At 69.6% G+C, this 21711-nt stretch carries 13 protein-coding genes; 9 read left to right on the top strand and 4 right to left on the bottom strand.

Translation table 11 applies throughout. The features are described 5' to 3' along the window. Positions 1 to 133: 133 nt before the first annotated feature. The 4 genes from EJO66_RS04090 to EJO66_RS04105 form a co-directional block, all read right to left on the bottom strand. Positions 134 to 343 carry an MbtH family protein gene (locus EJO66_RS04090; RefSeq protein WP_124956301.1) on the bottom strand — a complete coding sequence of 70 codons (210 nt, stop codon included), beginning with the start codon at positions 341 to 343 and terminating at the stop codon, positions 134 to 136. A gap of 18 nt (positions 344 to 361) precedes the next feature. Then, positions 362 to 1681, bottom strand: coding sequence for a glycosyltransferase (locus EJO66_RS04095; protein ID WP_124956303.1), 1320 nt, complete (start codon positions 1679 to 1681; stop codon positions 362 to 364). Positions 1682 to 1699: 18 nt separating this feature from the next. Continuing rightward, positions 1700 to 9196, bottom strand: coding sequence for a non-ribosomal peptide synthetase (locus EJO66_RS04100; RefSeq protein ID WP_125964696.1), 7497 nt, complete (start codon positions 9194 to 9196; stop codon positions 1700 to 1702). A 399-nt stretch (positions 9197 to 9595) separates the two neighbouring features. Next, positions 9596 to 10510 carry a LysR family transcriptional regulator gene (locus EJO66_RS04105; protein WP_125964697.1) on the bottom strand — a complete coding sequence of 305 codons (915 nt, stop codon included), beginning with the start codon at positions 10508 to 10510 and terminating at the stop codon, positions 9596 to 9598. 123 nt (positions 10511 to 10633) lie between these two features. Here EJO66_RS04105 and EJO66_RS04110 point away from each other — a divergent pair, with 123 nt between their 5' ends. The 9 genes from EJO66_RS04110 (at position 10634) to mgtA (ending at position 21593) form a co-directional block, all read left to right on the top strand. Continuing rightward, a complete protein-coding gene (locus EJO66_RS04110) occupies positions 10634 to 11833 on the top strand; it encodes a PQQ-dependent sugar dehydrogenase (protein WP_206168831.1) in 1200 nt (399 codons plus the stop codon). Continuing rightward, positions 11830 to 12483: a c-type cytochrome gene (locus tag EJO66_RS04115; RefSeq protein ID WP_124956309.1), complete on the top strand. Its 654-nt coding sequence runs from the start codon at positions 11830 to 11832 to the stop codon at positions 12481 to 12483. The genes EJO66_RS04110 and EJO66_RS04115 overlap by 4 nt, the downstream gene beginning before the upstream one ends. A 106-nt stretch (positions 12484 to 12589) precedes the next feature. Beyond that, positions 12590 to 14749 carry a thiamine pyrophosphate-dependent enzyme gene (locus tag EJO66_RS04120; RefSeq protein ID WP_125964698.1) on the top strand — a complete coding sequence of 720 codons (2160 nt, stop codon included), beginning with the start codon at positions 12590 to 12592 and terminating at the stop codon, positions 14747 to 14749. An 8-nt stretch (positions 14750 to 14757) separates the two neighbouring features. After that, entirely contained in the window at positions 14758 to 16374 is a 1617-nt protein-coding gene (locus EJO66_RS04125; RefSeq protein WP_125964700.1) for an indolepyruvate oxidoreductase subunit beta family protein, read from the top strand. Between the two features lie 34 nt (positions 16375 to 16408). Then, positions 16409 to 17398 (top strand): Bug family tripartite tricarboxylate transporter substrate binding protein, encoded by a 990-nt coding sequence (locus EJO66_RS04130; protein ID WP_124956315.1) that lies wholly within the window; start codon positions 16409 to 16411, stop codon positions 17396 to 17398. 43 nt (positions 17399 to 17441) lie between these two features. After that, the gene (locus tag EJO66_RS04135; protein ID WP_124956317.1) at positions 17442 to 17864 is read left to right on the top strand and encodes an acyl-CoA thioesterase; all 423 of its coding nucleotides are present in this window, start codon (positions 17442 to 17444) and stop codon (positions 17862 to 17864) included. A 37-nt stretch (positions 17865 to 17901) separates the two neighbouring features. Then, positions 17902 to 18105 carry a hypothetical protein gene (locus EJO66_RS04140; protein WP_124956319.1) on the top strand — a complete coding sequence of 68 codons (204 nt, stop codon included), beginning with the start codon at positions 17902 to 17904 and terminating at the stop codon, positions 18103 to 18105. A gap of 368 nt (positions 18106 to 18473) precedes the next feature. Beyond that, entirely contained in the window at positions 18474 to 18701 is a 228-nt protein-coding gene (locus EJO66_RS04145; RefSeq protein ID WP_124956321.1) for a hypothetical protein, read from the top strand. Positions 18702 to 18923: 222 nt separating this feature from the next. Further along, positions 18924 to 21593 (top strand): magnesium-translocating P-type ATPase, encoded by a 2670-nt coding sequence (gene mgtA / locus EJO66_RS04150; protein ID WP_125964701.1) that lies wholly within the window; start codon positions 18924 to 18926, stop codon positions 21591 to 21593. The last annotated feature ends 118 nt before the right edge of the window (positions 21594 to 21711 follow it).

The raw sequence follows: 21711 nt of genomic DNA on the forward strand, positions 1-21711 counted from the left end.
CCAGTGCCCACATACCGCAGGAGCCATATTGCGTATGTGGACGCGGGTATGCGGCCTAAGGGGAAACCCTGGAGAGCGAGAGCAATTCCCGGGCCACGGGCGTGAGCGCGCCCATGGCGAGAGCCCGGTGCCGTCAGCCGCCGCCGGCCGCCGCCAGCGAGCGCGGCCGCATGTCGACCCAGTTCGCTTCGATGAAGGCATCGCAGGCGGCCCGGTCGGTCGCTGCCAGCGCCACCTGCCAGCCGGCGGGCACGGCGATGAAGGCGGGCCACAGCGAATGCTGGCCCTCGTGGTTCACCAGCACCAGGAAGCTGGCGTTCTTGTCGTCGAACGGATTGCTCATGTCGATTTCCTTGGGGGTTCAGGCCATTTCCGCGGATGCGGGGGTGGTGCGGCGCAGCGCCGCCAGCGCCTCGGCGATGCCGGCGAGCGCCTGATGGCGCGCGAAGTCCTCGCGCAATGCGGCCGCGCGCTGCCGGTAGGTGGACTCGCCCAGCACCTTGCGCACGGCATCGCCAATCTGGCGCGCACCCGGCTGGCCGCTGCCCAGGTTGATGCCCGCGCCCGACCAGGCCACGCGCGCGGCGATCTCGGGCTTCTCTTCGCTGGTGCCGGCCACCACCAGCGGCACGCCGAGGCTCAGCGCATGGTTGACCGAGCCGTAGCCGCCGTTGGTGACCATGGCATGCACCTTGGGCAGCAGCCGGTCGTAGGGCAGGAACGGCAGCACGCGGGCATTGGCGGGCAGGTTCGCAGCCAGCGCCGTCGGCACCGGGCCGCCGGTGGTGGCAATGACGAGCAGCTTGCCATCACCCGCCAGCGCCTGCAGCGCCGGGCCGATCAGCTGCGCCGGGTTCTGGTTGGCCAGCGTGCCCTGCGTCACCAGCACGACCGGGCGGCCGTCGTCCAGTTCGGGCCACCAGTCGGGCGGCGTGAAGCCGCGGCTCGCGGGCGCAAGCAGCGGGCCGACGAAGCGCACCGATGCAGGCAGGTCGCTGCGCGGATATTCGAAGGAAGGCGCGGTGAGCTGCAGGTACAGGTCCGGCAGCCTGACCATCGCATCGACGAAGAACTCCGGCAGCGCGGGCGAGCCCGTGCGCGCCAGCAGGCCGTCGAAGTGGCGCTGCACCTCGCCGAACATCGCCTGCTTGAGGTTGGCGTTCATCGCCAGGTTGCGCGCGCGCCCTTCCGGCGTGCTCGACGGTGGCAGCGCGGTGCCGAAGAAGGCGGTGTCGCAGCTGGACAGCGGCAGCGCCGAGATGCCGATGGCGACGACGGCCGGACGCTCTTCGCGCGGACCCAGCAGCAGCGGAAAGGTGCCGCAGAACATCGTGTCGACCAGGATGGCATCGGCCTCGAACTCCTCGAGGATCGAGCGCAGCCCCGCGTGCTGCGCGGCCATGGCATCGGCAAAGAAATGCTTGAGGCCGAAGCACAGCTGCGCATGCGCGGACGACAGGCGCTGGCGCTCGGGAAAGCGCTTGTCGAGGTCGCGGTAGTCGTAGTCGATCGCGGATGCGAACGGCGTGAAGCTTGCGCCGGTGGCTTCGGCCTGCGCCCTGAACTGGCTCGCGGTGTGCACCCGCACCTCGTGCCCGAGGCCCACGAGGTGCTGTGCGATCGCGAGCATCGGCAACACGTGCCCCGGCAAGGCGGTGGCCGCGATGAGATAGCTTGCCATTTGCGTTCTTGCTCCTTCCTATGAAGTGGTGGTTTCCGCGGCGCGGCGCGCCTTGGTGTCGATGCCCAGGTCGACGAAGTAGCGCTGCAGCAGCTCGCGGTCCACCGGACGGATCGGTGCGCCGATGGCTTCGAGCTGCGCATGCGTGGCCGCGCCGCTCACCTGCGGCGGCGTGGCCGTGGCGTCGTAGCGGTCGAGAATCGCCAGCACCGCGGCCAGGTCGCGGTCCTGCACGGTGGCCAGTCTCTGGTGCGCGCGCTGCAGCCAGGGCTCGAGCCCCACCGGCTCCAGCCGCATGCCCATGCGTTCGAAGACCTGCGGAATGTCGCGCACGCGCAGCGCCTCCTGGCTCGTCAGGTGGAACACCTGGCCCCACGAGGCTTCGTGCCCCGCGAGGCCGAGGATGGCGCGCGCCACGTCGTCCACCGGCGTCAGGTTGAGCGGCAGGTCCATGTCGGGAATCGCTTCCAGGTCGGCATAGAGGTGCGCCACGCGCCAGATCAGGTCCTCGGCGTTGCAGATCGCATGCGCGTGGTCGCCGGTGACGGCCCCCAGCCGGTAGATCGCCACCGGCATGCCGCGCGCCTGCGCCTCGCGGGCCAGCGCATCGCCGACCCACTTGCTCTGGCTGTAGCCGTCGACGAGCCCGCTCCACGAAGCCAGCGCCGATTGCTCCGTGACCGTGCCCTCCCTGGCGTTGTTCGGGTCGATCACGGCCAGCGTGGAGACATAGTGCATGCTCTTCGCACGGCCCTCGGCCGTCCATTCGAGCAGCGTGACCACGCTGTCGACGTTCGCGGGCTTGAGGCTCGCATAGGGATGCAGAAAGTCGACCTGCGCGGCGCAGTGGTAGATGGCGTCGCAGCCATCTACCACCAGCTGCACGGCGCTGTCGTCCAGGCCCAGGCGCGGCCTGCCGAGGTCGCCGGTCACGACCTGGATGCGCGCCTCGTCCCACACCGCACCCAGCCGGCGCTGGGCCAGCGTGCGCTTCAGGCGAAGCTCGCCAGCCTGCGCGTCCTCGGCGCGCACGTGGCACACCACGCAGGCCGTGGTGTCGCGCAGCAATGCGGCCAGCAGGTGGCTGCCGACGAAGCCGCTCGCGCCGGTGAGGAACACGCGCTTCGGTTTCAGCGCCGGTGCAGCGGTGCCGTGCGGGCGGATATGCGCGGGCAGCTCGAGTTCGCGCGACAGGTCCAGCGCCTCGGCCCCACCGCCCGCGTTGTCGTCGATCCACGCGGCCAGCTCGGCAATCGAGGGGCGGTTGTAGACCTCGGCATGCGGAAAATCCGCGCGCACCTGCTGGCGGATGCGCATGCCGAGCTGGATGGCCATCAGCGAATGCCCGCCGATCTCGAAGAAGTTGTCGTGGATGCCGATGCGCTCCAGCTGCAGCGTCTCGGCCCACAGGCCCGCGAGCAGCTTCTCGGTGGCCGTGCGCGGTTCCACGTACTGCGCGCCGGCCTGCGGCTCTCCGGGTGCGGGCAGCGCCTTGCGGTCGAGCTTGCCGCTTGGCGTCAGCGGCAGCGACGGCAGGTGCACGAAGGCCGAGGGCACCATGTAGTCGGGCAGCGCCTTCGCCATGTGCGCGCGCAGCTCGACCGGCTGCGGATCGGATGCGGCGGCAAAGTAGGCCACCAGGCGCCTGTCGCCGGGGATGTCCTCGCGCACGACCACGGCGGCCTGCGTCACCTGCGGATGCTTCAGCAGCACCGACTCGATCTCGCCGGGCTCGATGCGGAAGCCCCGGATCTTCACCTGCTGGTCGGCGCGGCCCAGGAAGTCGAGGCTGCCGTCGCTGCGCCAGCGCGCGAGGTCGCCGCTGCGGTACATGCGGCTGCCGGGCTCGCCGAAGGGGTTGGCGATGAAGCGCTCGGCGCTCAGCACGGGGCGCTTCAGGTAGCCGCGCGCCACGCCGCTGCCTGCGATGTACAGCTCGCCCGCAACACCGGGCGGCACCGGCCGCAGGCTGTCGTCGAGCACGTACATGCGCGTGTTCCAGACCGGCCGGCCGATGGAGGGCGGCTCCGTCGCATCCATCGGCGCGCTCATGCTCGCGCAGATGGTGATCTCGGTCGGGCCGTAGGCGTTGACCATGCGGCGGCCCTGCGACCAGCGCGCGGCCAGCGCGGCGGGGCACGCGTCGCCGCCCACCACCAGCGTTTGCAGGTTCGGAAATTCGCCGGGCGGCAAGGTGGCCAGCGCGGCGGGCGGAATCAGCGCATGGCTGACAGCCTGCCTTTCGAGCAGATCGGCCAGGTCCGTGCTCAGGAGCTGCTGCGCCGCGGGCACCACCAGCGCGGCGCCGGCGTGGAAGGCCATCAGTTGGTCCATCACCGAAGCATCGAAGCCGCTGGAGGAGAACTGCAGCACGCGCGAATCCGGCGTGATCGCGAGCCGCTCCATCATCGCGGCGCCCAGGCTGCTCAGCCCCGCATGCGGCACCACCACGCCCTTGGGCACGCCGGTGGAACCCGAGGTGTAGATGACGTAGGCGGCCTGCTGCGGATCGGCGGCCTGCGCCGGCAGGCCGTCCGGCTGGATCGCCAGCGCGGCCATCGTCTCGCCGCCGTCGAGCGCCATGCAGTGCGGCACGCCGGCCAGCTGCGGCAGGAGCGCGGCATGGGTCAGCACGGCGGCGGGGGCGGCTTCCTCGAACACGAAGGCACTGCGCCCGGCCATGTGGCCCGGATCGATCGGCAGGTAGGCCGCGCCGGCCTTGACGATGGCCAGGTGCGCCACCACGAGGTCGAGCGAACGCGGCAGCACCGTCGCCACGATGGCGCCGGCGCCGATGCCCCGGCCCCGCAGCAGGTGCGCGAGCCGGTTGGCGCGCAGGTCGAGTTCGGCATAGCTCACGGTCGCATCGTCGAGCACCACCGCCGCCGCATGCGGGCGCTCGGCCGCGTGGGCCTGCACCATGGCGGCCAGCGTGAGCGGCGCCAGCTCGCGCGTGGGGCCGCTCCAGTCCTCCAGCAGGCGGCGGTTTTCCTCGGCGCTCAGGATGGCCAGGCTGCCGATGGGTTCGTCGGGCGCATCGCAGGCCTCTTCGAGCAGGCGCGCGAGCCGCATGGCGATGGCCTCGACCGTGCCGCGGTCGAACAGGTCGGTGCTGTACTGGATGCCGCCGGCAATGCCGCCGGGCAGGCCGTCGGCGCCGCGCTGCTCGTCGAGGATGAAGGACAGGTCGAACTTCGCGGTGTCCACGGCCACCGGCTGCGGCGTGATCGACAGGCCCGGCAGGCTGAAGGACAGCCGGCTGCTGCCCTGCTGGAAGCCCAGCATGACCTGGAACAGCGGCAGGTTGGCGCCCGAGCGCCCCGGCCGCAGCAGCTCCACGATGCGGTCGTACGGGAGCTCCTGGTTGGCGTAGGCCGCCAGGTTGGTGCTGCGCACCCGGGCGATCAGCTCGCGCAGGCTCGGCTGCCCCGAAAGGTCGGTGCGCAGCACCAGCGCATTGACGAAGCAGCCGATCAGTTCGTCCAGCGCGTGGTCGCTGCGCCCGGCCACCGGCGTGCCGATGGCGATGTCGTCGCCGGCACCCAGGCGGTGCAGCAGCCCCGCGAGCGCCGCCTGCAGCACCATGAAGACGCTGGCCTGGCCGTCGCGCGCCAGCTGCAGCATGCGCTCGTGCACGCGCGGCCCGATCTGCATCGGCACCACGTCGCCGCGGTAGCTGGGCACCGCCGGATGCGGTCGGTCGACGGGCAGGCTCAGCCGCTCGGGCAGGTCGCGCAAGGTCTCGCGCCAGAACTCGCGCTGGCGGCCGGCCATGCTGTCGGGGTCGTCTTCGCTGCCGAGCAGTTCGTGCTGCCACAGCGCGTAGTCGGCATATTGCAGCGGCAGCGGCGCCCAGCCCGGCGCCTTGCCTTCGCAGCGTGCGGCATAGGCCACGCTCAGGTCGCGCGCCAGCGGCAGCAGCGACGCGCCATCGCCCACGATGTGGTGCGTCAGGAGCAGCAGCACGTGCTCGTCGGCAGCCAGCCTGAACAGGTGCGTGCGCAGCGGCGGCGTGGTGCCGAGCGCGAAGCCGCGGTGCGCCGCGGCATGCAGCTGCGCGGCGATGTCTTCCTCGCTGCTGTCGGCTTCGATCACCGCCGGCCGCGCCTCGGCACCAGCCAGGATGTGCTGGTAGGGCAGCCCGTCCTCGTTCGGGTAGATCGTGCGCAGGCTCTCGTGGCGCTGCACCAGGTCGCCCAGCGCCTCGTGCAGCGCCGCGCGGTCCAGCACGCCGGAAAGCCGCAGCGCGAGCGGCATGTTGTAGGCGGGGTTGCCTTCCTCGAGCTGGTTCATCAGCCACAGGCGGCGCTGCGCGAACGACAGCGGAATGCGCGCCGGGCGCGGCATCGGCACGAGGCTCGGGCGCGCCACCGTCTCCTGGTCGAGCAGCTGCGCGAGGCCGGCGATGGTGGAGACCTGGAACAGCGTGTCCAGCGGCAGGTCGATCATGAACTGCTGCCGGATCATCGAGATCAGCTGCACGATCATCAGCGAGTGCCCGCCGAGCTCGAAGAAGTTGTCGTGGATGCCCACGCGCGGCAGGTGCAATGTCTCGGCCCAGAGGCCGGCCAGGATCTTTTCGGTCGGCGTGCGCGGCGCCGCATACGGCGTGGCGGCCTGCAGCTCGGGCGCCGGCAGTGCCTTGCGGTCGAGCTTGCCGCTCGGGCCGAGCGGCAGCGCCGGCAGGCCCACGAAGGCCGAGGGCACCATGTACTCGGGCAAGGCCTGCGCCAGGTGCGTGCGCAGTTCGGCGGCTTGAAGTTCGGCCGCATCGGCGGCCACCACGTAGGCGACCAGGCGCTTCTCGCCCGGCACGTCCTCGCGTGCAAGCACCGCGGCCTGCGCCACCTGCGGATGCTTCAGCAGCACCGATTCGATCTCGCCCGGCTCGATGCGCAGGCCGCGGATCTTCACCTGCTGGTCGGCGCGGCCCAGGAAGTCGAGGCTGCCGTCGCTGCGCCAGCGCGCGAGGTCGCCGGTCCGGTACATGCGGCTGCCGGGCTCGCCATACGGGTTGGCAATGAAGCGCTCGGCACTCAGCAGCGGCCGCTTCAGGTAGCCGCGCGCCAGGCCGATGCCCGCGATGTAGAGCTCGCCGGCCACGCCCGGCGGCACGGGCTGCAGGCCGCTGTCCAGCACGTGCATCTGCGTGTTCCAGATCGGGCGGCCGATGGGAACGCTCGCCGATGCGGCCGCCGCCTGCGGCTCGCGCGGGCATTCCCACGAAGTGACGTCGACGGCGGCCTCGGTCGGCCCGTAGAGGTTGTGCAACTCGCAGGACAGGCGCTGCTGGAACTGCGACTGCAGCGCGGGCGACAGCGCTTCGCCGCTGCAGATCACGCGCCGCAGCGTGCTGCAGGCGGACGCGGCGGGCTCCAGCAGGAAGACCTCGAGCATCGAGGGCACGAAGTGGATCGTGGTGATGCCTTCGCTGGCGATCAGACCGGCCAGATAGGCCGCGTCCTTGTGGCCGCCCGGCCTTGCGAGCACCAGCGTCGCGCCATCGATCAGCGGCCAGAAGAATTCCCAGACCGACACGTCGAAGCTCGAAGGCGTCTTCTGCAGCACGCGGTCGTCGGCACGCAGGCCGTAGCGGTGCTGCATCCAGCGCAGGCGGTTGACGATGGCGCGGTGCGACACCACCGCACCCTTCGGCGTTCCGGTGGAGCCCGAGGTGTAGATCACATAGGCCGGATGGTCGGGGTCGATTGCCACGGCGGGATCGGTGTCCGGACAACTCCCCAGTTCGGCAATCGTTTGCGGCAGGTCGAGCAGCAATTGCCCTGCGCCGATCGGCAGCGTCTCCGCAAGCGCCGTGGTGGTGACGAGGCACACCGGCTGCGCGTCGCCGAGCATGAAGGCGATGCGGTCCTGCGGAAAGTCAGGGTCGACCGGCAGGTAGGCGGCGCCCGTCTTCAGCGTGGCGAGCAGGGCCACCATCAGTTCCATCGAGCGCGAAATGGCGAGGGCCACGGTGCGCTCCGGCGCTGCGCCGCGTGCGCGCAGCAGGTGCGCGAGGCGGTTGGCGCGGCGGTTCAGTTCATCGTTGCACATCGCCTCGCCCTCGAAGCGCAGTGCGATGCCTTGCGGGTTGGCTGCAAGCTGGGCCTCGATCAGCGCGGTGAGATGGCTGGCAGGCACCGGGTGCGCCGTGTCGTTCCACTCCACCAGCAGTTGCCTGCGCTCGTCGGCCCGGAGCAGATCGACATGGCCGATGGCCTGGCCCGGCTCGCGGATCACCGCGGCCATGAACGCGAGCAGCCGGCGCTGGTGATCGGCCAGCCCTTCTGCGCTGTGCACCGCGGGGTTGGCGTCGAAGTCGATCTGCAGGTCCTGCCCGTTGCCGCGTTCGTACAGGAAGATGCCCAGGTCCTCGGCCGTGCCGTTCGACAGGTTGCGCGGCTTCGCGGCATGGCCCGCAAAACGGAAGTCGTAGTCGAAGGGCTCGACGTTGACCACCGTGGTGAACAGCTGCCGGTTGGCGACCAGCATGTTGAGGTCGCTGCGCAGGTGCTCGTAGCGGTAGCTCTGGTGCCGCAGGATCTGCCGCATCTGCCGGCCGACCTCGCGGATCAGTTCCGGGATCGGCAGGTCCGCGCGCATCGCCAGGCGCAGCGGCAGCGCGTTGGCCACCATGGCCGGTACGCGCCGCATGCGGTCGTTGTGGCGCGCCGTCACGGGGATGCCGATCACCATGTCCTCGATGCCGGTGGCGCGGTACAGGTAGGCCGCGGTGGTGGCGATGAGGATCTGCGGCAGCGTGGTCCCGAGCTCTTGCGCAATGGCCTGCAAGGCCTGCGCGCTGGCGGCCGGCAGGTGCACGGTCTTGCGCAGCAGGCCGCCGATGTTGACCGAGCGCCGCGAGGCCAGGCTCAGCGGATCCGGCGCATCGCCGAAGCGCTCGACCCAGTACTGGCGGTCGCGCGGAAAGCGGCCCGACGCGCGGTAGGCGTTGTCTTCCTCGGCCAGCTGAGAGATCGGCGCCAGGCGCGATTCGTCGGGCACGGCCGTGCTGCCTTCGGCCATGGCGCTGTAGACGTCCGCGAAGCGGCGCGCAATGAGCCCGCCGCCAAAGCCGTCGAGCACGATGTGGTGGCTGCGGTGGTACCAGATGTGGCGCACGGGCGAGAGGCGGATCAGCGCGGACAGCCACAGCGGCCCCGCCGCCAGGTCGATGTTGCGCGTGAAGTCGGCGCGCATCCAGCGCTCGGCCTCGGCCTGCGGATCGCTTGCACCGCTCAGGTCGAGATAGGGGATCTCGCCGGTGAAGGTGGGCGCCACGACCTGGCGCGGCCCTTCGCCCGTGTCGACAAAACTCAGCCGCGTGGCTTCGGCTTCATCGGCCACGTGGCGCATGGCGGCAAGGAAGATGGCGGGGTCGATGGGGCCATCGATCTCGATGGCTTCGGCAAGATTGAAATTGGTGTCGGGCGACGCGAACTTTGCGCCGAGCCACATCGCCATCTGACCCGAGGTAAGGGGCGCGGTGCGGCTCGGCTGATCGGCGGTAGTCATGCATTTCTCCAGGGTCTTGAATGAATTCGGCAACGATGCATGTGCGCGTGAATGGACGCGTGATGCACCCGCCGTTCAAGGAGAAATGCCGGCGGCCCCGCGGCGACAAACCGTTCACATGGCCAAGTCACTCTACAAGTGGTTGCAACAATTTCGATGACGGTTTTTGGGGGCGGAAAGCCCTCGCGCGAAGCACTGAGCGCGAAAGAATTCATCGGGAAGAGCGCATTCGATTCGGGATCCCGAAATGCGAAGGCTTTCATCGTATTTCGACGGGAAAACCCACGGGTTTCCATGTTGCGCCGCAGCAACTTGGGCTATTTTCCGTAGGGGAATCCATTCGCGCGGGACCGCGTACTTTGGTTGTGTCCTGCGAGCTTTCTTCTTCTCTTTCTGCTTCTACGTGCGCTCCGAAAACAGCGCCGTGATCACCTGCCGCAGCCACTGGTTGGCGGGGTCGGCCTCGAAGCGCTTGCTCCAGTGCAGCGAGACCGCGAAGTCGCGCAGCGGAAAGGCAGGCTCCACGATGGCGTAGCCGCCCTCCTCGGCAAACCCGCGCGCGATGTTGCGCGGCATCACCACGGCCAGGTCGGTGGCGCGCACGATGGCCGGCAGCACCATGAAGTGCTCGGTGGTGAGCCGCACGCGCTCCTCCAGGTTGAGCAGCTGCAGGATGCGCAGCGTCTCCGCATGCGTGCGCACCGCCACGTACTCGAGCGTCTGCAGCGCCTCGATCAGCGCCTGGCTGCTGCGCCGCCCGCGCGCGAACGGATGGCCCTTGCGCAGCAGCACGATGTAGCGGTCCTTCAGCAGGTGCTTGCGCTGCGTGTCGCGCACCTTGGGCAGGAAGCCGAAGGCAAAGTCGATGCGGCCGCTGTCGAGCGCGGGCGCGATTTCCGTCGGTTGCAACGGCAGGGTCTCGATGTGAACGTTGGGCGCCAGCTCGCCGAGCCGCGCCATGAGCGGGGGCAGGAAACGGCCCTCGCCGATGTCGCTCATGTGGATGCGGAAGGTCTTGCGCGAGGCCTGCGGCTCGAAGCGCCCGGGCTCCTGCAGCGCCTCTTCCAGCGTGTTGAGCGCAGCCTGCACCGCGGTGGCCAGCCGCTCGGCGCGCGGCGTCGGCGCCACGCCGCCCGGCGCGCGCGTGAAGAGCGCGTCCTTCAGCAGCAGGCGCAGGCGGCCGAGGCCGTGGCTGGCCGCCGGCTGGGTGAGCCCCAGCGCCTCGGCCGCGCGGCTCACGCTGCGGGCGCGGTAGACCGCGTCGAAAAGACGCAGCAGGTTGAGGTCCATCGTCTGTATATGCATGGCATGCATATTACTTAGCTCGATTATTTTATTGAAGACCCGGCGCCAGGCTCGCACACTGGCCGCCGTCGCCGATCGCGCTGCGTTCGGTGAACACAAGAAGAGCACCCCACAACGAGAAGGAGACAAGACATGGCCAGACTCCGTCCGCATGCGGCAACAGCCGCCCTGCTTTGCGTTGCCGCCACCGCCGCCTGGGCACAGCAGCCACCGGCCGAGGAGCCGGGCTGGGCCAAGGGGCGCCCCAAGACCGAGGCCGCCACGCGCATGGCGCCGGTGCCCTCCTTCCCGATCCCGACCGCGCCCGACCAGCTGCCCACCGCCAAGTTCAAGCTGCCGCCAGGCTTCAAGGCGGAGACCTGGGCCTCGGGCGTGCTCGATGCGCGCTCGCTGCGCCAGGGCGACAAGGGCACGGTCTTCGTGAGCACGCTGTTCGTGGGCAACAAGGTCTATGCCATTGCCGAGAAAGGCGACCGCAAGCCGAAGACCATCGTCGACAAGACCGAGTTCGCCACCGGCATCGAATATCACAAGGGCGCGCTCTATCTCGCCACCCACAAGCAGATCGTTCGCTACGACGGCATCGAGGACAAGCTCGACAACCCCGGCACGCCCGCGGTGCTCAACGACAAGCTGCCCGGCGGGCAGGACCACAGCTGGCGCTACCTGCGCGTGCACGGCGGCAAGCTCTACTACGCCGTGGGTGCGCCCTGCAACATCTGCGACCCCGACGAGGCGCACGCGCGCATCTTCCGCATGAACCTGGACGGCAGCGGCATCGAGACCGTGGCGCGCGGCGTGCGCAACACGGTGGGCTTCGACTTCGACCCCAAGACCGGCAACCTCTGGTTCACCGACAACGGCCGCGACTGGCTCAGCGAAGACCTGCCCAACGACGAGCTGAACGTGGTGACCAGGCCCGACCAGCATTTCGGCTACCCGTATTGCCACCAGGGCAACATCGCCGACCCCGAGTTCGGCTGGGGCAAGAACTGCGGCGAGTTCGCGAAGCCCGCCGCGCTGCTCGGCCCGCACGCCGCCTCGCTGGGCCTGGCCTTCTACAACGGCAAGATGTTCCCCAGCAAGTACCGCGGTGCAATGTTCATCGCCCGCCACGGCCCGTGGAACCGCACCGTCAAGTACGCCGACATCGCCGTGGCATGGCCCGACGGCAAGGGCGGCGCGAAGGTCGAGCCCTTCATGACGGGCTTCGTCGAGAACAACAACTACCTGGGCCGGCCGGTGGACTTCCTGGTGCTGAAGGACGGCTCCATGCTCGTGAGCGACGACCACGCCGGCGCGATCTACCGCATCAGCTACGGCGGCCGATGAGCAAGGGCTTCCTCTTCATCGCGCAGGCCATTGCGGGCATCGCCATGACGCTCCTCGCTTCAGCGGCGCCGCCCGCCCGCGCACAGGGCACGCAGCCGGCGCAGGGCAGCTATGCGCAGCGCTATGCGGCCGTGTGCGCCTCGTGCCATGGCGCGAACGGGCGCAGCGACATGGCGGGAACGCCGGTGCTCGCGGGCCAGCATTCGTTCTATGCGATCACCCAGCTGTTCCTGTTCCGCGAAGGCCGGCGCGACAACCCCGCGATGTCGGCGGTGGCAAAGACCATGAAGGACGAGGACCTGCGCGGCTTCTCGGAATTCATCGCCACGCTGCCGCCGCTGCCCGCCGCGCCGCCGGCCGCACCGCCCGATGCGGCGCGCATGGCACGCGGCCAGGCCCTGGCGCAAACGCATCGCTGCGTGATCTGCCACGGCGCCGACCTGAGCGGCGGCCAGCAGGTCCCGCGCATCGCGCAGCAGCGCGAGGACTACCTGCAGCTGACCCTGCACGGCTTCCGCACGGGCAAGCGCCCGGGCTACACGCAGGCCATGACCGAAGCGCTGAGCGGCATCCCGCCGGAGGACCTGGACACCCTTGCCTACTACGTGGCGCGCTTTCCCGGCGCAGCCGCCAGGCCGACGGCCAAGTAAGCAAACCGCCGCCACGGCACGGCGTCGGCGAAGCGCGGCGCGGGCGGAGCGCTTGCCGCTGCGCACCGTCGCCATCTCAACCCACCCATCAACGGAGTCGAATCTCTTGGAAGTTTCATTCAGCAAGGAAGTGGAGATGCTGCGCCTGGGCGCCGGCGACACGTTCCACGGCGAGGGCATCCTCGCAATCACCAAGGGCCTGCTGCAGTCGGGCGTGGCCTACGTGGGCGGCTACCAGGGCGCGCCGGTGTCGCACCTGCTCGACGTGATGGTGCAGGGCAAGGCCTACATGGACGAACTCGGCGTGCATGTGGAGGCCTGCTCCAACGAAGCCTCGGCCGCGGCCATGCTCGGCGCCTCCATCCATTACCCGCTGCGCGGCGCCGTCACCTGGAAGTCGATAGTCGGCACCAACGTGGCGGCCGATGCGCTTTCCAACCTGTCGTCGCCCGGCGTGACCGGCGGCGTGCTGGTGGTGGTGGGCGAGGACTACGGCGAAGGCGCCAGCGTGATCCAGGAGCGCACGCACGCCTATGCGCTCAAGTCGAGCATGTGCCTGCTCGATCCGCGGCCCGACCTGGGCGTGATGGTGCGCATGGTGGAAGAAGGCTTTCGCCTGTCCGAGACCTCGAACATGCCCTGCCTGATGGAGCTGCGCATCCGCACCTGCCACGTGCGCGGCAGCTTCGAGTGCAGGGACAACATCGCGCCCGCCGTGTCGACCCGCGCGCTGATGAGCGAGCCCGCGGGCTTCGACTACATGCGGCTCGCGCATCCGCCCGTCACCTTCCGCCACGAGAAGCTCAAGGGCGACGAGCGCATTCCGGCCGCGCGGCGCTACATCGTGGAGCACGGGCTCAACGAGCTGATTCCGGGCGGCCGGCATGCCGATCTCGGCATCGTGGTGCAGGGCGGGCTCTACAACGCGCTCATCCGCAGCCTGCAGCAGCAGGGCCTGGCCGACGCCTTCGGCGAGACGGACATCCCGATCCTGGTGCTCAACGTGACCTACCCGCTGGTGCCCGAGCAGGTGGCCGACTTCTGCGTTGGCAAGCGCGCCGTGCTGGTGGTGGAAGAAGGCCAGCCCGAATACATCGAGCAGGACATCGCCACCCTGCTGCGCCGGCGCGACATCCAGACGCCGCTGCACGGCAAGGACATGCTGCCCGCAGCCGGCGAATACGGCGTCGAGGTGCTCGCAGGCGGCCTTGGCACGTTCGCCGCGAAGTACATCGAAAGCAGCGAGGCTTCGTCTTCCGCAAAGGCCTGGCTGGCCGGCAACCGCGAACGCCGCGAGGCGGTGGCGCGCCAGCTCGAAACGCTGCTGCCCAACCGGCCGCCGAGCTTCTGCATCGGCTGCCCAGAGCGCCCGGTGTTCTCGGCCCTCAAGCTCGCGCAGCAGGAGACCGGGCCGGTGCACATCGCGGCCGACATCGGCTGCCATGCCTTCGGCACCTTCGAGCCCTTCTCGATGGGGCATTCGATCCTCGGCTACGGCATGAGCCTGGCAAGCCGCGCGGGCGTGGCGCCCATGATGAACCGCCGCACGCTGTCGATCATGGGCGACGGCGGCTTCTGGCACAACGGGCTGCTCACGGGCGTGCAGAGCGCGCTCTTCAACGGCGACGACGCGGTGCTCCTGATCTTCAAGAACGGCTACACCTCGGCCACCGGCACGCAGGACATCATCTCCACGCCCGACGACGAGATGAAGGAACGCGCCGTCGACAAGCAGCAGAGCCTGGTCGACAAGAACCAGACCATCGAGGCCACGCTCACGGGCCTGGGCGTGAAGTGGATGCGCACCGTGACCACCTACGACGTGGAACGCATGCGCAAGACCCTGACCGAAGCGCTCACCAGCGACTTCAACGGCCTGAAGGTGGTGATTGCCGAGGGCGAATGCCAGCTCGAGCGGCAGCGCCGCATCAAGCCCTGGATCGCCGGCCTGCTCAAGAAGGGCGAGCGCGTGGTGCGCGTGAAGTACGGCGTCGACGAAGACGTGTGCAACGGCGACCACGCCTGCATCCGCCTGTCGGGCTGCCCCACGCTCACGCTCAAGGACAACCCCGACCCGCTCAAGGTCGACCCCGTCGCCACCGTGATCGACGGCTGCGTGGGCTGCGGCCTGTGCGGCGAGAACGCGCATGCGGCCACGCTGTGCCCGAGCTTCTACCGCGCCGAGGTGGTGCAGAACCCGAAGTGGCACGAACGCCTGCTGCACGCGCTGCGCGGCGCCATGGTGCGCGTGCTGCAACCCGCATGAGAGACGACATGGAACAGAACCGCCCCATCTCCCTGCTCGTCTGCGCCCTTGGCGGCGAAGGCGGCGGCGTGCTCACCGAATGGCTGGTCGAGATCGCCCGCCACGCCGGCTACGCCGCGCAGAGCACGTCGATCCCTGGCGTGGCGCAGCGCACCGGCGCCACCACCTACTACATCGAGGTGTTCCCGGTGCCGCTCGCGCAGCTGGCCGGCCGGCGCCCGGTGTTCAGCCTGAGCCCGGTGCCGGGCGCGCTCGACGCCATCGTGTCGTCGGAGCTGCTCGAGACCGCGCGCCAGATCGGCAACGGCATGAGCGCGCCGCTGCGCACGCTGGTCATCAGCTCGTCGGCGCGCATCTTCACCACCGCCGAGCGCATGCAGCCCGGCGACGGCCGCGCCGACGCGCAGCAGCTGCTCGACGTGGTCAAGGCCTTCAGCCGCGAACACCATGTGTTCGACATGAATGCCGTGGCACGCGAGACCGGCACGGTGGTCAGCGCGGTGATGCTCGGCGCCATCGCGGGCAGCGGCCTGTTTCCGTTTCCGCGCGAGGCCTGTGAGCAGGTGGTGCGCGGCGGCGACGCCCACGCATCCGAGAAGCTCGGCAAGACGGCCGCCGCCAGCCTGCGCGGCTTTGCGGCGGGCTTCGAGGCCGTGGGCACGCCGCGCGCTCAGGCTGCTTTCGTGAGCAGCGTGCTGGCCGCCGACACCCGCGACGCGCCGCCACCGCCGCGCGCCTTGCCGGACGAACTGGCGCGGCGCTTTCCGCCCGCCGTGCACGACATGCTCGCGCTCGGCCATGCGCGCGTGCTCGACTACCAGGACGCCGCCTACGCCGCGCTCTACGCCGGGCGGCTGGGCCGGGTGCTCGATGCCGAGCGCGCCGCCGACCCGGCCGGCGCGCAGGGCTTCGCCATCACCCGCGAGACGGCGCGCTGGCTCGCGCTGTGGATGGCTTTCGACGACATCGTGCGCGTGGCCGCATTGAAAGGCCGTGCGAGCCGTGCGCAGCGCGTGCGGCAGGAAGTGCGCGCGGCCGACGAAGACATCGTGAAGGTCTATGACCACTTCAAGCCCGGCGCGGCCGAGTTCGCCGCGCTGCTGCCGCCGGGCCTGGCACGCCGCGTCACCGCGTGGGACCGCGGCCGGCAGGCGCGCGGCCGGGAGCCATGGGCGCTGCCGCTCAAGGTGGGCAGCCACTCGGTGCTCGGCATGGCCTCGCTGCGCCTCTTGTCATCGCTGAAGTGGCTGCGCCGCCGCGGCCAGCGCTTCGCCGAGGAACAGGCACTGATCGAACGCTGGCTCGCGGCGGTCGAGGCCGGAACGCGCGAGGCCTGGGCGCTGGGCCGCGAGCTCGCGCTGTGCGGCCGGCTCATCAAGGGCTACGGCAGCACCAACGAGCGCGGCAAGCACAACCTGCTGCACATGATCGGCGAACTCGCGGGCCGGGCAACGCTGCCGGCGCCGGCGCGTGCCAAGGCAATCGCCGCGGCGCGCGAAGCAGCCCTGGCCGACGAGGGCGGCAAGGCGCTCGACGCCGCGCTGGTGCGCCATGGCGCCGCGCCGCGGCCGGTGCAGGCGCAGGCCATCCGCTGGATGAAACGGCCGCCGTCCACCACCGCCTGATTCCGATTCCATAACAACCCAGGAGACACCACCCATGCCCCACCACGCCCTTCCTTGGCGGCGACGCCTGCTGTTCACCGCCGCCTGCGCGCTGCTGGCCTTCGCGCACGCACAGGCGCATGCCGACACATGGCCCGCCAAGCCGATCAAGGTGGTCGTCAACTTTCCGCCCGGCGGCGCCGCCGACCAGATCGCGCGCGCCGTCTCGCAGCCGCTGCAGGAGGCGCTCAAGCAACCGGTGGTGATCGAGAACCGCGCGGGTGCCAACGGCAACGTCGGCGGCGAGGCGGTGGCGCGCGCACCGGCCGACGGCTACACGCTGCTCATGAGTTCGGGCGGCATGGTGTCGGTCAACCCGCACCTGTATTCGCGCATGAGCTTCGATCCCGCGAAGGACCTGGTGCCGGTGGCCGCGGCCGCGCGCGTGCTGGTGTTCCTGGTGGCCAGGCCGGCGCTGCCGCCCACCAATGTGCGCGAGTTCATCGCGTACCTCAAGGCCAACCCGGGCAAGCTGTCGTATGGCTCGCCGGGCAACGGCAGTTCGCCGCACCTGGCCGGCGAGATGTTCAAGAGCCAGGCCGGCGTCTTCGCGCTGCACGTGCCCTACCGCGGCGCGGCGCCCGCGCTGCAGGACCTGCTGGCGGGCCAGATCGACTATGCGTTCGACCCGGGCATCGGCCTGCAGCAGGTGCGCGCCGGCAAGCTCAGGCTGCTGGCGGTGGGCAGCCCGCAGCGCTCGCCGCAGTTCCCCGACGTGCCCACGCTCGACGAGGCCGGACTGCGCGGCTTCGACGCCGACACCGTGTTCGGCTTCTACGCGCCCGCAGGCACGCCGCCTGAAGTGGTGGCGCTGCTCAATGCGCAGATCAACCGCGCGCTCGCACTGCCGGCTGTGAAGGAACGCATCGCCTCGCTCGGCGGCGAAGCGCTGCCGGGCTCGCCGGCCGAATTCCAGCGGCGCGCGGCGGCCGATTCGCAGCGCTTCGGCGCGCTGATCCGCGACCGCAAGATCGTTGCGGATTGAGCGCGCGCATCGCCCCGTGGCCGCCGACGGCGAGAATGAACCGATGAGCAGCAACAGCAAAGAGATCACCTACACCGCGCGCGTCGAGTTCGGCGACTGCGATCCGGCCGGCATTGTCTGGTTTCCCAACTTCTTCCGCTGGATCGATGCGGCCTCGCGCCACTTCTTCGCGGAATGCGGCGTGCCGCGCTGGGAAGAAACGGCGCAGACGCTGGGCGTGATCGGCACGCCGCTGGTCGACACGCACACGCGCTTCGTCAAGGCCGCGAGCTACGGCGACACGCTGCAGATCGCGGTGCGCATCACCGAGTGGCGCGACAAGAGCTTCGTGCAGACCTACCGCGTGACACGCGGCGACGAACTGATCCTCGAATGCGAGGAGGTGCGCATCTTCGCGGCGAAGCGCGAAGGCGGCGGCATCCGCGCGGTGCCGATTCCGCCCGCGATCCGCGCGCTCTGCGACTAGGGCCTGTTCACACCAGGCCGCGTCTTAGAATGGCCCGATGAACTGGCGCACTCTTCTTCCGCTCGCTTTGCTCGCCACCGGCTGCTCCGTACCTCCCAACCAGGTGGTGCCCTTCCGCGAGGGCGTGCTGCGCGCGCCCACGTACACGCAGGCCACCGACCATTGCAGCGCCAAGGGCCAGACGCCGCGCTGGGTCGGCAAGGCGCCCGCGGAATCCGGCGTCCTGTTCCAGTGCTACTGAGCTTCGCGGCGGCCCCCTTGCGGCCGCGCTGCAGCGCGGCGCGATAGCCCTGCGCAGTGCCGAGCCAATGGGTTGACGGCACTCATGACGCGGTGCAACAATCCCATATCTTTACTTCGGAGCCTCGTGCGTGGACAGTGCCAGTTGGATCAGTGACAAGACGCGTGCTTTGGCAGGCGTGACACACCCGGCTCCGTAGCGCAGGCTTCTTGCGCGCCGCGGCCTGTGTGCCCGCAGCGTGCGACCCCCTTGCCTCCTTCGGCAAGCGGCTCTCCCCCTTCCAGATCCCGTTGTTTTCGTCGCTGACTTTTTCAGTCAGCTTGCGTGGTCTCATGCCACGAGGCCCTTCCTTGCGAAGGAGCCTTGTCATGCGTCAGTTTCATTCCTGCCAGCAACGGCAACAACAGCAGCAGCCATCGTCGCCGCAGGCGCAGCCGCGCGTTCGCGGCGCCTCGGCGCATGCGCCAGGCCATGCGGCCGCCGCACCGGCGGCCATCGACGAGACGCTGGACCAGGCCGCCGCGCTCTGGACCACGCGGCGCATCCGCAGCTTCCTCCTGCTGCTCGACCGGAACGCCGGTCCGAAGCAGCGCTGAGCCAGCCACCGCGCAGAACCGCAACCGCATCATCTTCATCGCAGGAGGCCACCATGGACCCAGCCCCTCGCTTGCGCCGCAGCGCGCCCCGCTCTTTTCTTGATTCGATGCCATTTGCTTTCATCACGACCCGGCGCGCCGCGCCGCGGAGGACTCCCGCCCGCTGATTGACCGAGTCGGCCGGTTCCCTCCTTCGCGGCCCGCGCCCGAAGGAGAAGAACCATGATCCGCCGCGAACACCCGCCGCGCGCCGCACGGCCGCGCATCGCCCCCGCCGGCACCTCCCCAGACATCTCGAAGGCACTGCAGGCCGCATCGCGCACCGATGCCGGCCAGATGCTCCTCGGACTCCACAGCTCGCCGCAAGGCCTGGACGAAGGCCAGGCGCAGGCGCTGCGCAAGCAGTTCGGCAGCAACGAGGTTCGCCACGATCAGCCGCCGCCATGGTGGACGCACCTGTGGCAGTGCTACCGCAACCCTTTCAACCTGCTGCTGACGGTGCTGGCGCTGGTCTCCTACGTCACCGAGGACATGAAGGCCGCGCTCGTGATCGGCAGCATGGTGGTGCTGTCGACCGTGCTGCGCTTCCTGCAGGAGTCGCGCTCCAGCAAGGCGGCCGAGCGGCTCAAGGCCATGGTGAGCAACACGGCCACCGTACTGCGGCCCGTGCCCGGCGCTGCGAACGCGCTGCGCATCGAAGTGCCGATGCGCGAGCTGGTGCCGGGCGACGTGATCGCGCTCTCGGCCGGCGACATGATCCCGGCCGACTGCCGGCTGCTCGCCGCCAAGGACCTGTTCATCAGCCAGTCGGCGCTGACGGGCGAGGCGATGCCCGTGGAGAAATTCACCACCGACCACGGCGGCCCCGAAGCCGGCGTGCTCGAGCGCGAGAACCTGCTCTTCATGGGCACCAGCGTGGTCAGCGGCACCGCCACCGCGCTCATCGTGCACACGGGCAACCGCACCTTCTTCGGTGCGCTGGCACAGCGCGTGACCGCCGCCGACCAGGACACCAGCGCGTTCCAGGCCGGCATCAACCGCATGAGCTGGGTGCTGATCCGCTTCATGCTGGTGATGGCGCCGCTGGTACTGGTGATCAACGGCGTGGCCAAGGGCGACTGGTGGGAGGCGGCGCTGTTCGCGCTGTCGATCGCGGTGGGTCTCACGCCCGAGATGCTGCCGATGATCGTGACTGCCACGCTGGCCAAGGGCGCGGTCGTGATGTCGCGGCAGAAGGTGATCGTGAAGCGCCTCGAAGCCATCCACAACTTCGGCGCCATGGACGTGCTGTGCACCGACAAGACCGGCACGCTGACGCAGGACCGCATCGTGCTGGAGCGCCACACCAACGCCTGGGGCGAAGCCTCGGACCATGTGCTGCAGATGGCCTACCTGAACAGCTTCCACCAGACGGGCCTGAAGAACCTGCTCGACAAGGCCGTGCTGAGCCATGCCGAGACGCAGCTGGAAACGCGGCTGCAGACGGCCTGGCGCAAGATCGACGAAGTGCCCTTCGACTTCGCGCGCCGCCGCATGTCGGTGGTGGTCGAGAACGGCGGCAGCGAGCACCTGCTGGTCTGCAAGGGCGCGCTGGAAGAGATCCTCTCGGTCTGCAGTTCGGTCGAACGCGGCGACGAGGTGCTGCCGCTCGACGCCGGCCTGCTCGCGCGCATCCACGGCATCGCGTCGGAGCTCAACACCCAGGGACTGCGCGTGGTGGCCGTGGCCAGTCGGGTGCTGGCCGCCGGGGCGCAGCGGCAGGCCCAGGTGGCCTACGGCGTGGCCGACGAAACGGCGCTCACGCTGCTGGGCTATGTCGCCTTTCTCGATCCGCCGAAGGAATCGACCGCGCCCGCGCTGCGCGCACTGGCCGCGCACGGCGTGGCGGTCAAGGTGCTGACGGGCGACAACGAACTGGTGGCGCGCAAGGTCTGCGCCGACGTGGGCATCGAGGCCGGCTGCGTGGTGCCGGGCCGCGAGATCGAGGAACTGGACGACGCCGGCCTGCGCGCGCTGGTCGAGCGGCACCAGGTGTTCGCCAAGCTCACGCCCGCGCACAAGGAGCGCATCGTGCGTGCGCTGCATGCGAACGGGCATGTGGTGGGCTTCATGGGCGACGGCATCAACGATGCGCCTGCGCTGCGTGCGGCCGACATCGGCATTTCGGTGGACGGCGCGGTGGACGTGGCCAAGGAATCGGCCGACATCATCCTGCTCGAGAAGAGCCTCATGGTGCTGGAGCAGGGTGTGGTGGAAGGGCGCCGCACCTTTGCCAACATGCTGAAGTACATCAAGCTCACGGCGAGCTCGAATTTCGGCAACGTGTTCTCGGTGCTGGTGGCGAGCGCGTTCCTGCCCTTCCTGCCGATGCTGCCGCTGCATCTGCTGGTGCAGAACCTGCTGTACGACGTGTCGCAGATCGCGATTCCGTTCGACAACGTGGACGCCGAGTTCCTGCGCAAACCGCAGAGCTGGAACCCGGCCGACCTGGGCCGCTTCATGCTGTTCTTCGGACCGCTGAGCTCGGTGTTCGACATCCTGACGTATGCCGTGATGTGGTTCGCGTTCTCGGCCAACACGGTGGCGCACCAGGCGCTGTTCCAGTCGGGCTGGTTCGTGGAGGGGCTGCTGTCGCAGACGCTGGTCGTGCACCTGATCCGCACGCGCAAGATCCCTTTCCTGCAAAGCCGCGCGGCCTGGCCGCTGCTGGCGATGGGCGCAGCCATTGCCGCGGCGGGCATCTGGCTGCCGATGGGGCGGCTCGCGCACTACTTCAGGCTGCAGGCGCTTCCGCTGGCCTACTTTCCCTGGCTGGCCGCGATGCTGGCGGGGTATGCAACGCTCACGCAGGCGGTCAAGGGGTGGTATGCGCGGCGGTTTGGGTGGCAGTGATGTTTTGTTTTGGGCGCTTTGTTCTTGGCGCTCTTGTTCGGGGCGCGTGCCCAGGCCACCGGGTACTCCCCTCCGCGAACGTCCCCCGTCGGCGGGAGCGCACCCCGAAACAAGCGCA

The organism is Variovorax beijingensis (genome assembly GCF_003951285.1).
Taxonomy (GTDB): Bacteria; Pseudomonadota; Gammaproteobacteria; order Burkholderiales; family Burkholderiaceae_C; genus Variovorax; species Variovorax beijingensis.

What these genes read in the sequence shown, in the direction of transcription:
- EJO66_RS04090 (WP_124956301.1), bottom strand. Translation starts at nt 343, where the DNA reads ATGAGCAATCCGTTCGACGACAAGAACGCCAGCTTCCTGGTGCTGGTG.
- EJO66_RS04095 (WP_124956303.1), bottom strand. Translation starts at nt 1,681, where the DNA reads ATGGCAAGCTATCTCATCGCGGCCACCGCCTTGCCGGGGCACGTGTTG.
- EJO66_RS04100 (WP_125964696.1), bottom strand. Translation starts at nt 9,196, where the DNA reads ATGACTACCGCCGATCAGCCGAGCCGCACCGCGCCCCTTACCTCGGGT.
- EJO66_RS04105 (WP_125964697.1), bottom strand. Translation starts at nt 10,510, where the DNA reads ATGCATGCCATGCATATACAGACGATGGACCTCAACCTGCTGCGTCTT.
- EJO66_RS04110 (WP_206168831.1), top strand. Translation starts at nt 10,634, where the DNA reads ATGGCCAGACTCCGTCCGCATGCGGCAACAGCCGCCCTGCTTTGCGTT.
- EJO66_RS04115 (WP_124956309.1), top strand. Translation starts at nt 11,830, where the DNA reads ATGAGCAAGGGCTTCCTCTTCATCGCGCAGGCCATTGCGGGCATCGCC.
- EJO66_RS04125 (WP_125964700.1), top strand. Translation starts at nt 14,758, where the DNA reads ATGGAACAGAACCGCCCCATCTCCCTGCTCGTCTGCGCCCTTGGCGGC.
- EJO66_RS04130 (WP_124956315.1), top strand. Translation starts at nt 16,409, where the DNA reads ATGCCCCACCACGCCCTTCCTTGGCGGCGACGCCTGCTGTTCACCGCC.
- EJO66_RS04135 (WP_124956317.1), top strand. Translation starts at nt 17,442, where the DNA reads ATGAGCAGCAACAGCAAAGAGATCACCTACACCGCGCGCGTCGAGTTC.
- EJO66_RS04140 (WP_124956319.1), top strand. Translation starts at nt 17,902, where the DNA reads ATGAACTGGCGCACTCTTCTTCCGCTCGCTTTGCTCGCCACCGGCTGC.
- EJO66_RS04145 (WP_124956321.1), top strand. Translation starts at nt 18,474, where the DNA reads ATGCGTCAGTTTCATTCCTGCCAGCAACGGCAACAACAGCAGCAGCCA.
- mgtA (WP_125964701.1), top strand. Translation starts at nt 18,924, where the DNA reads ATGATCCGCCGCGAACACCCGCCGCGCGCCGCACGGCCGCGCATCGCC.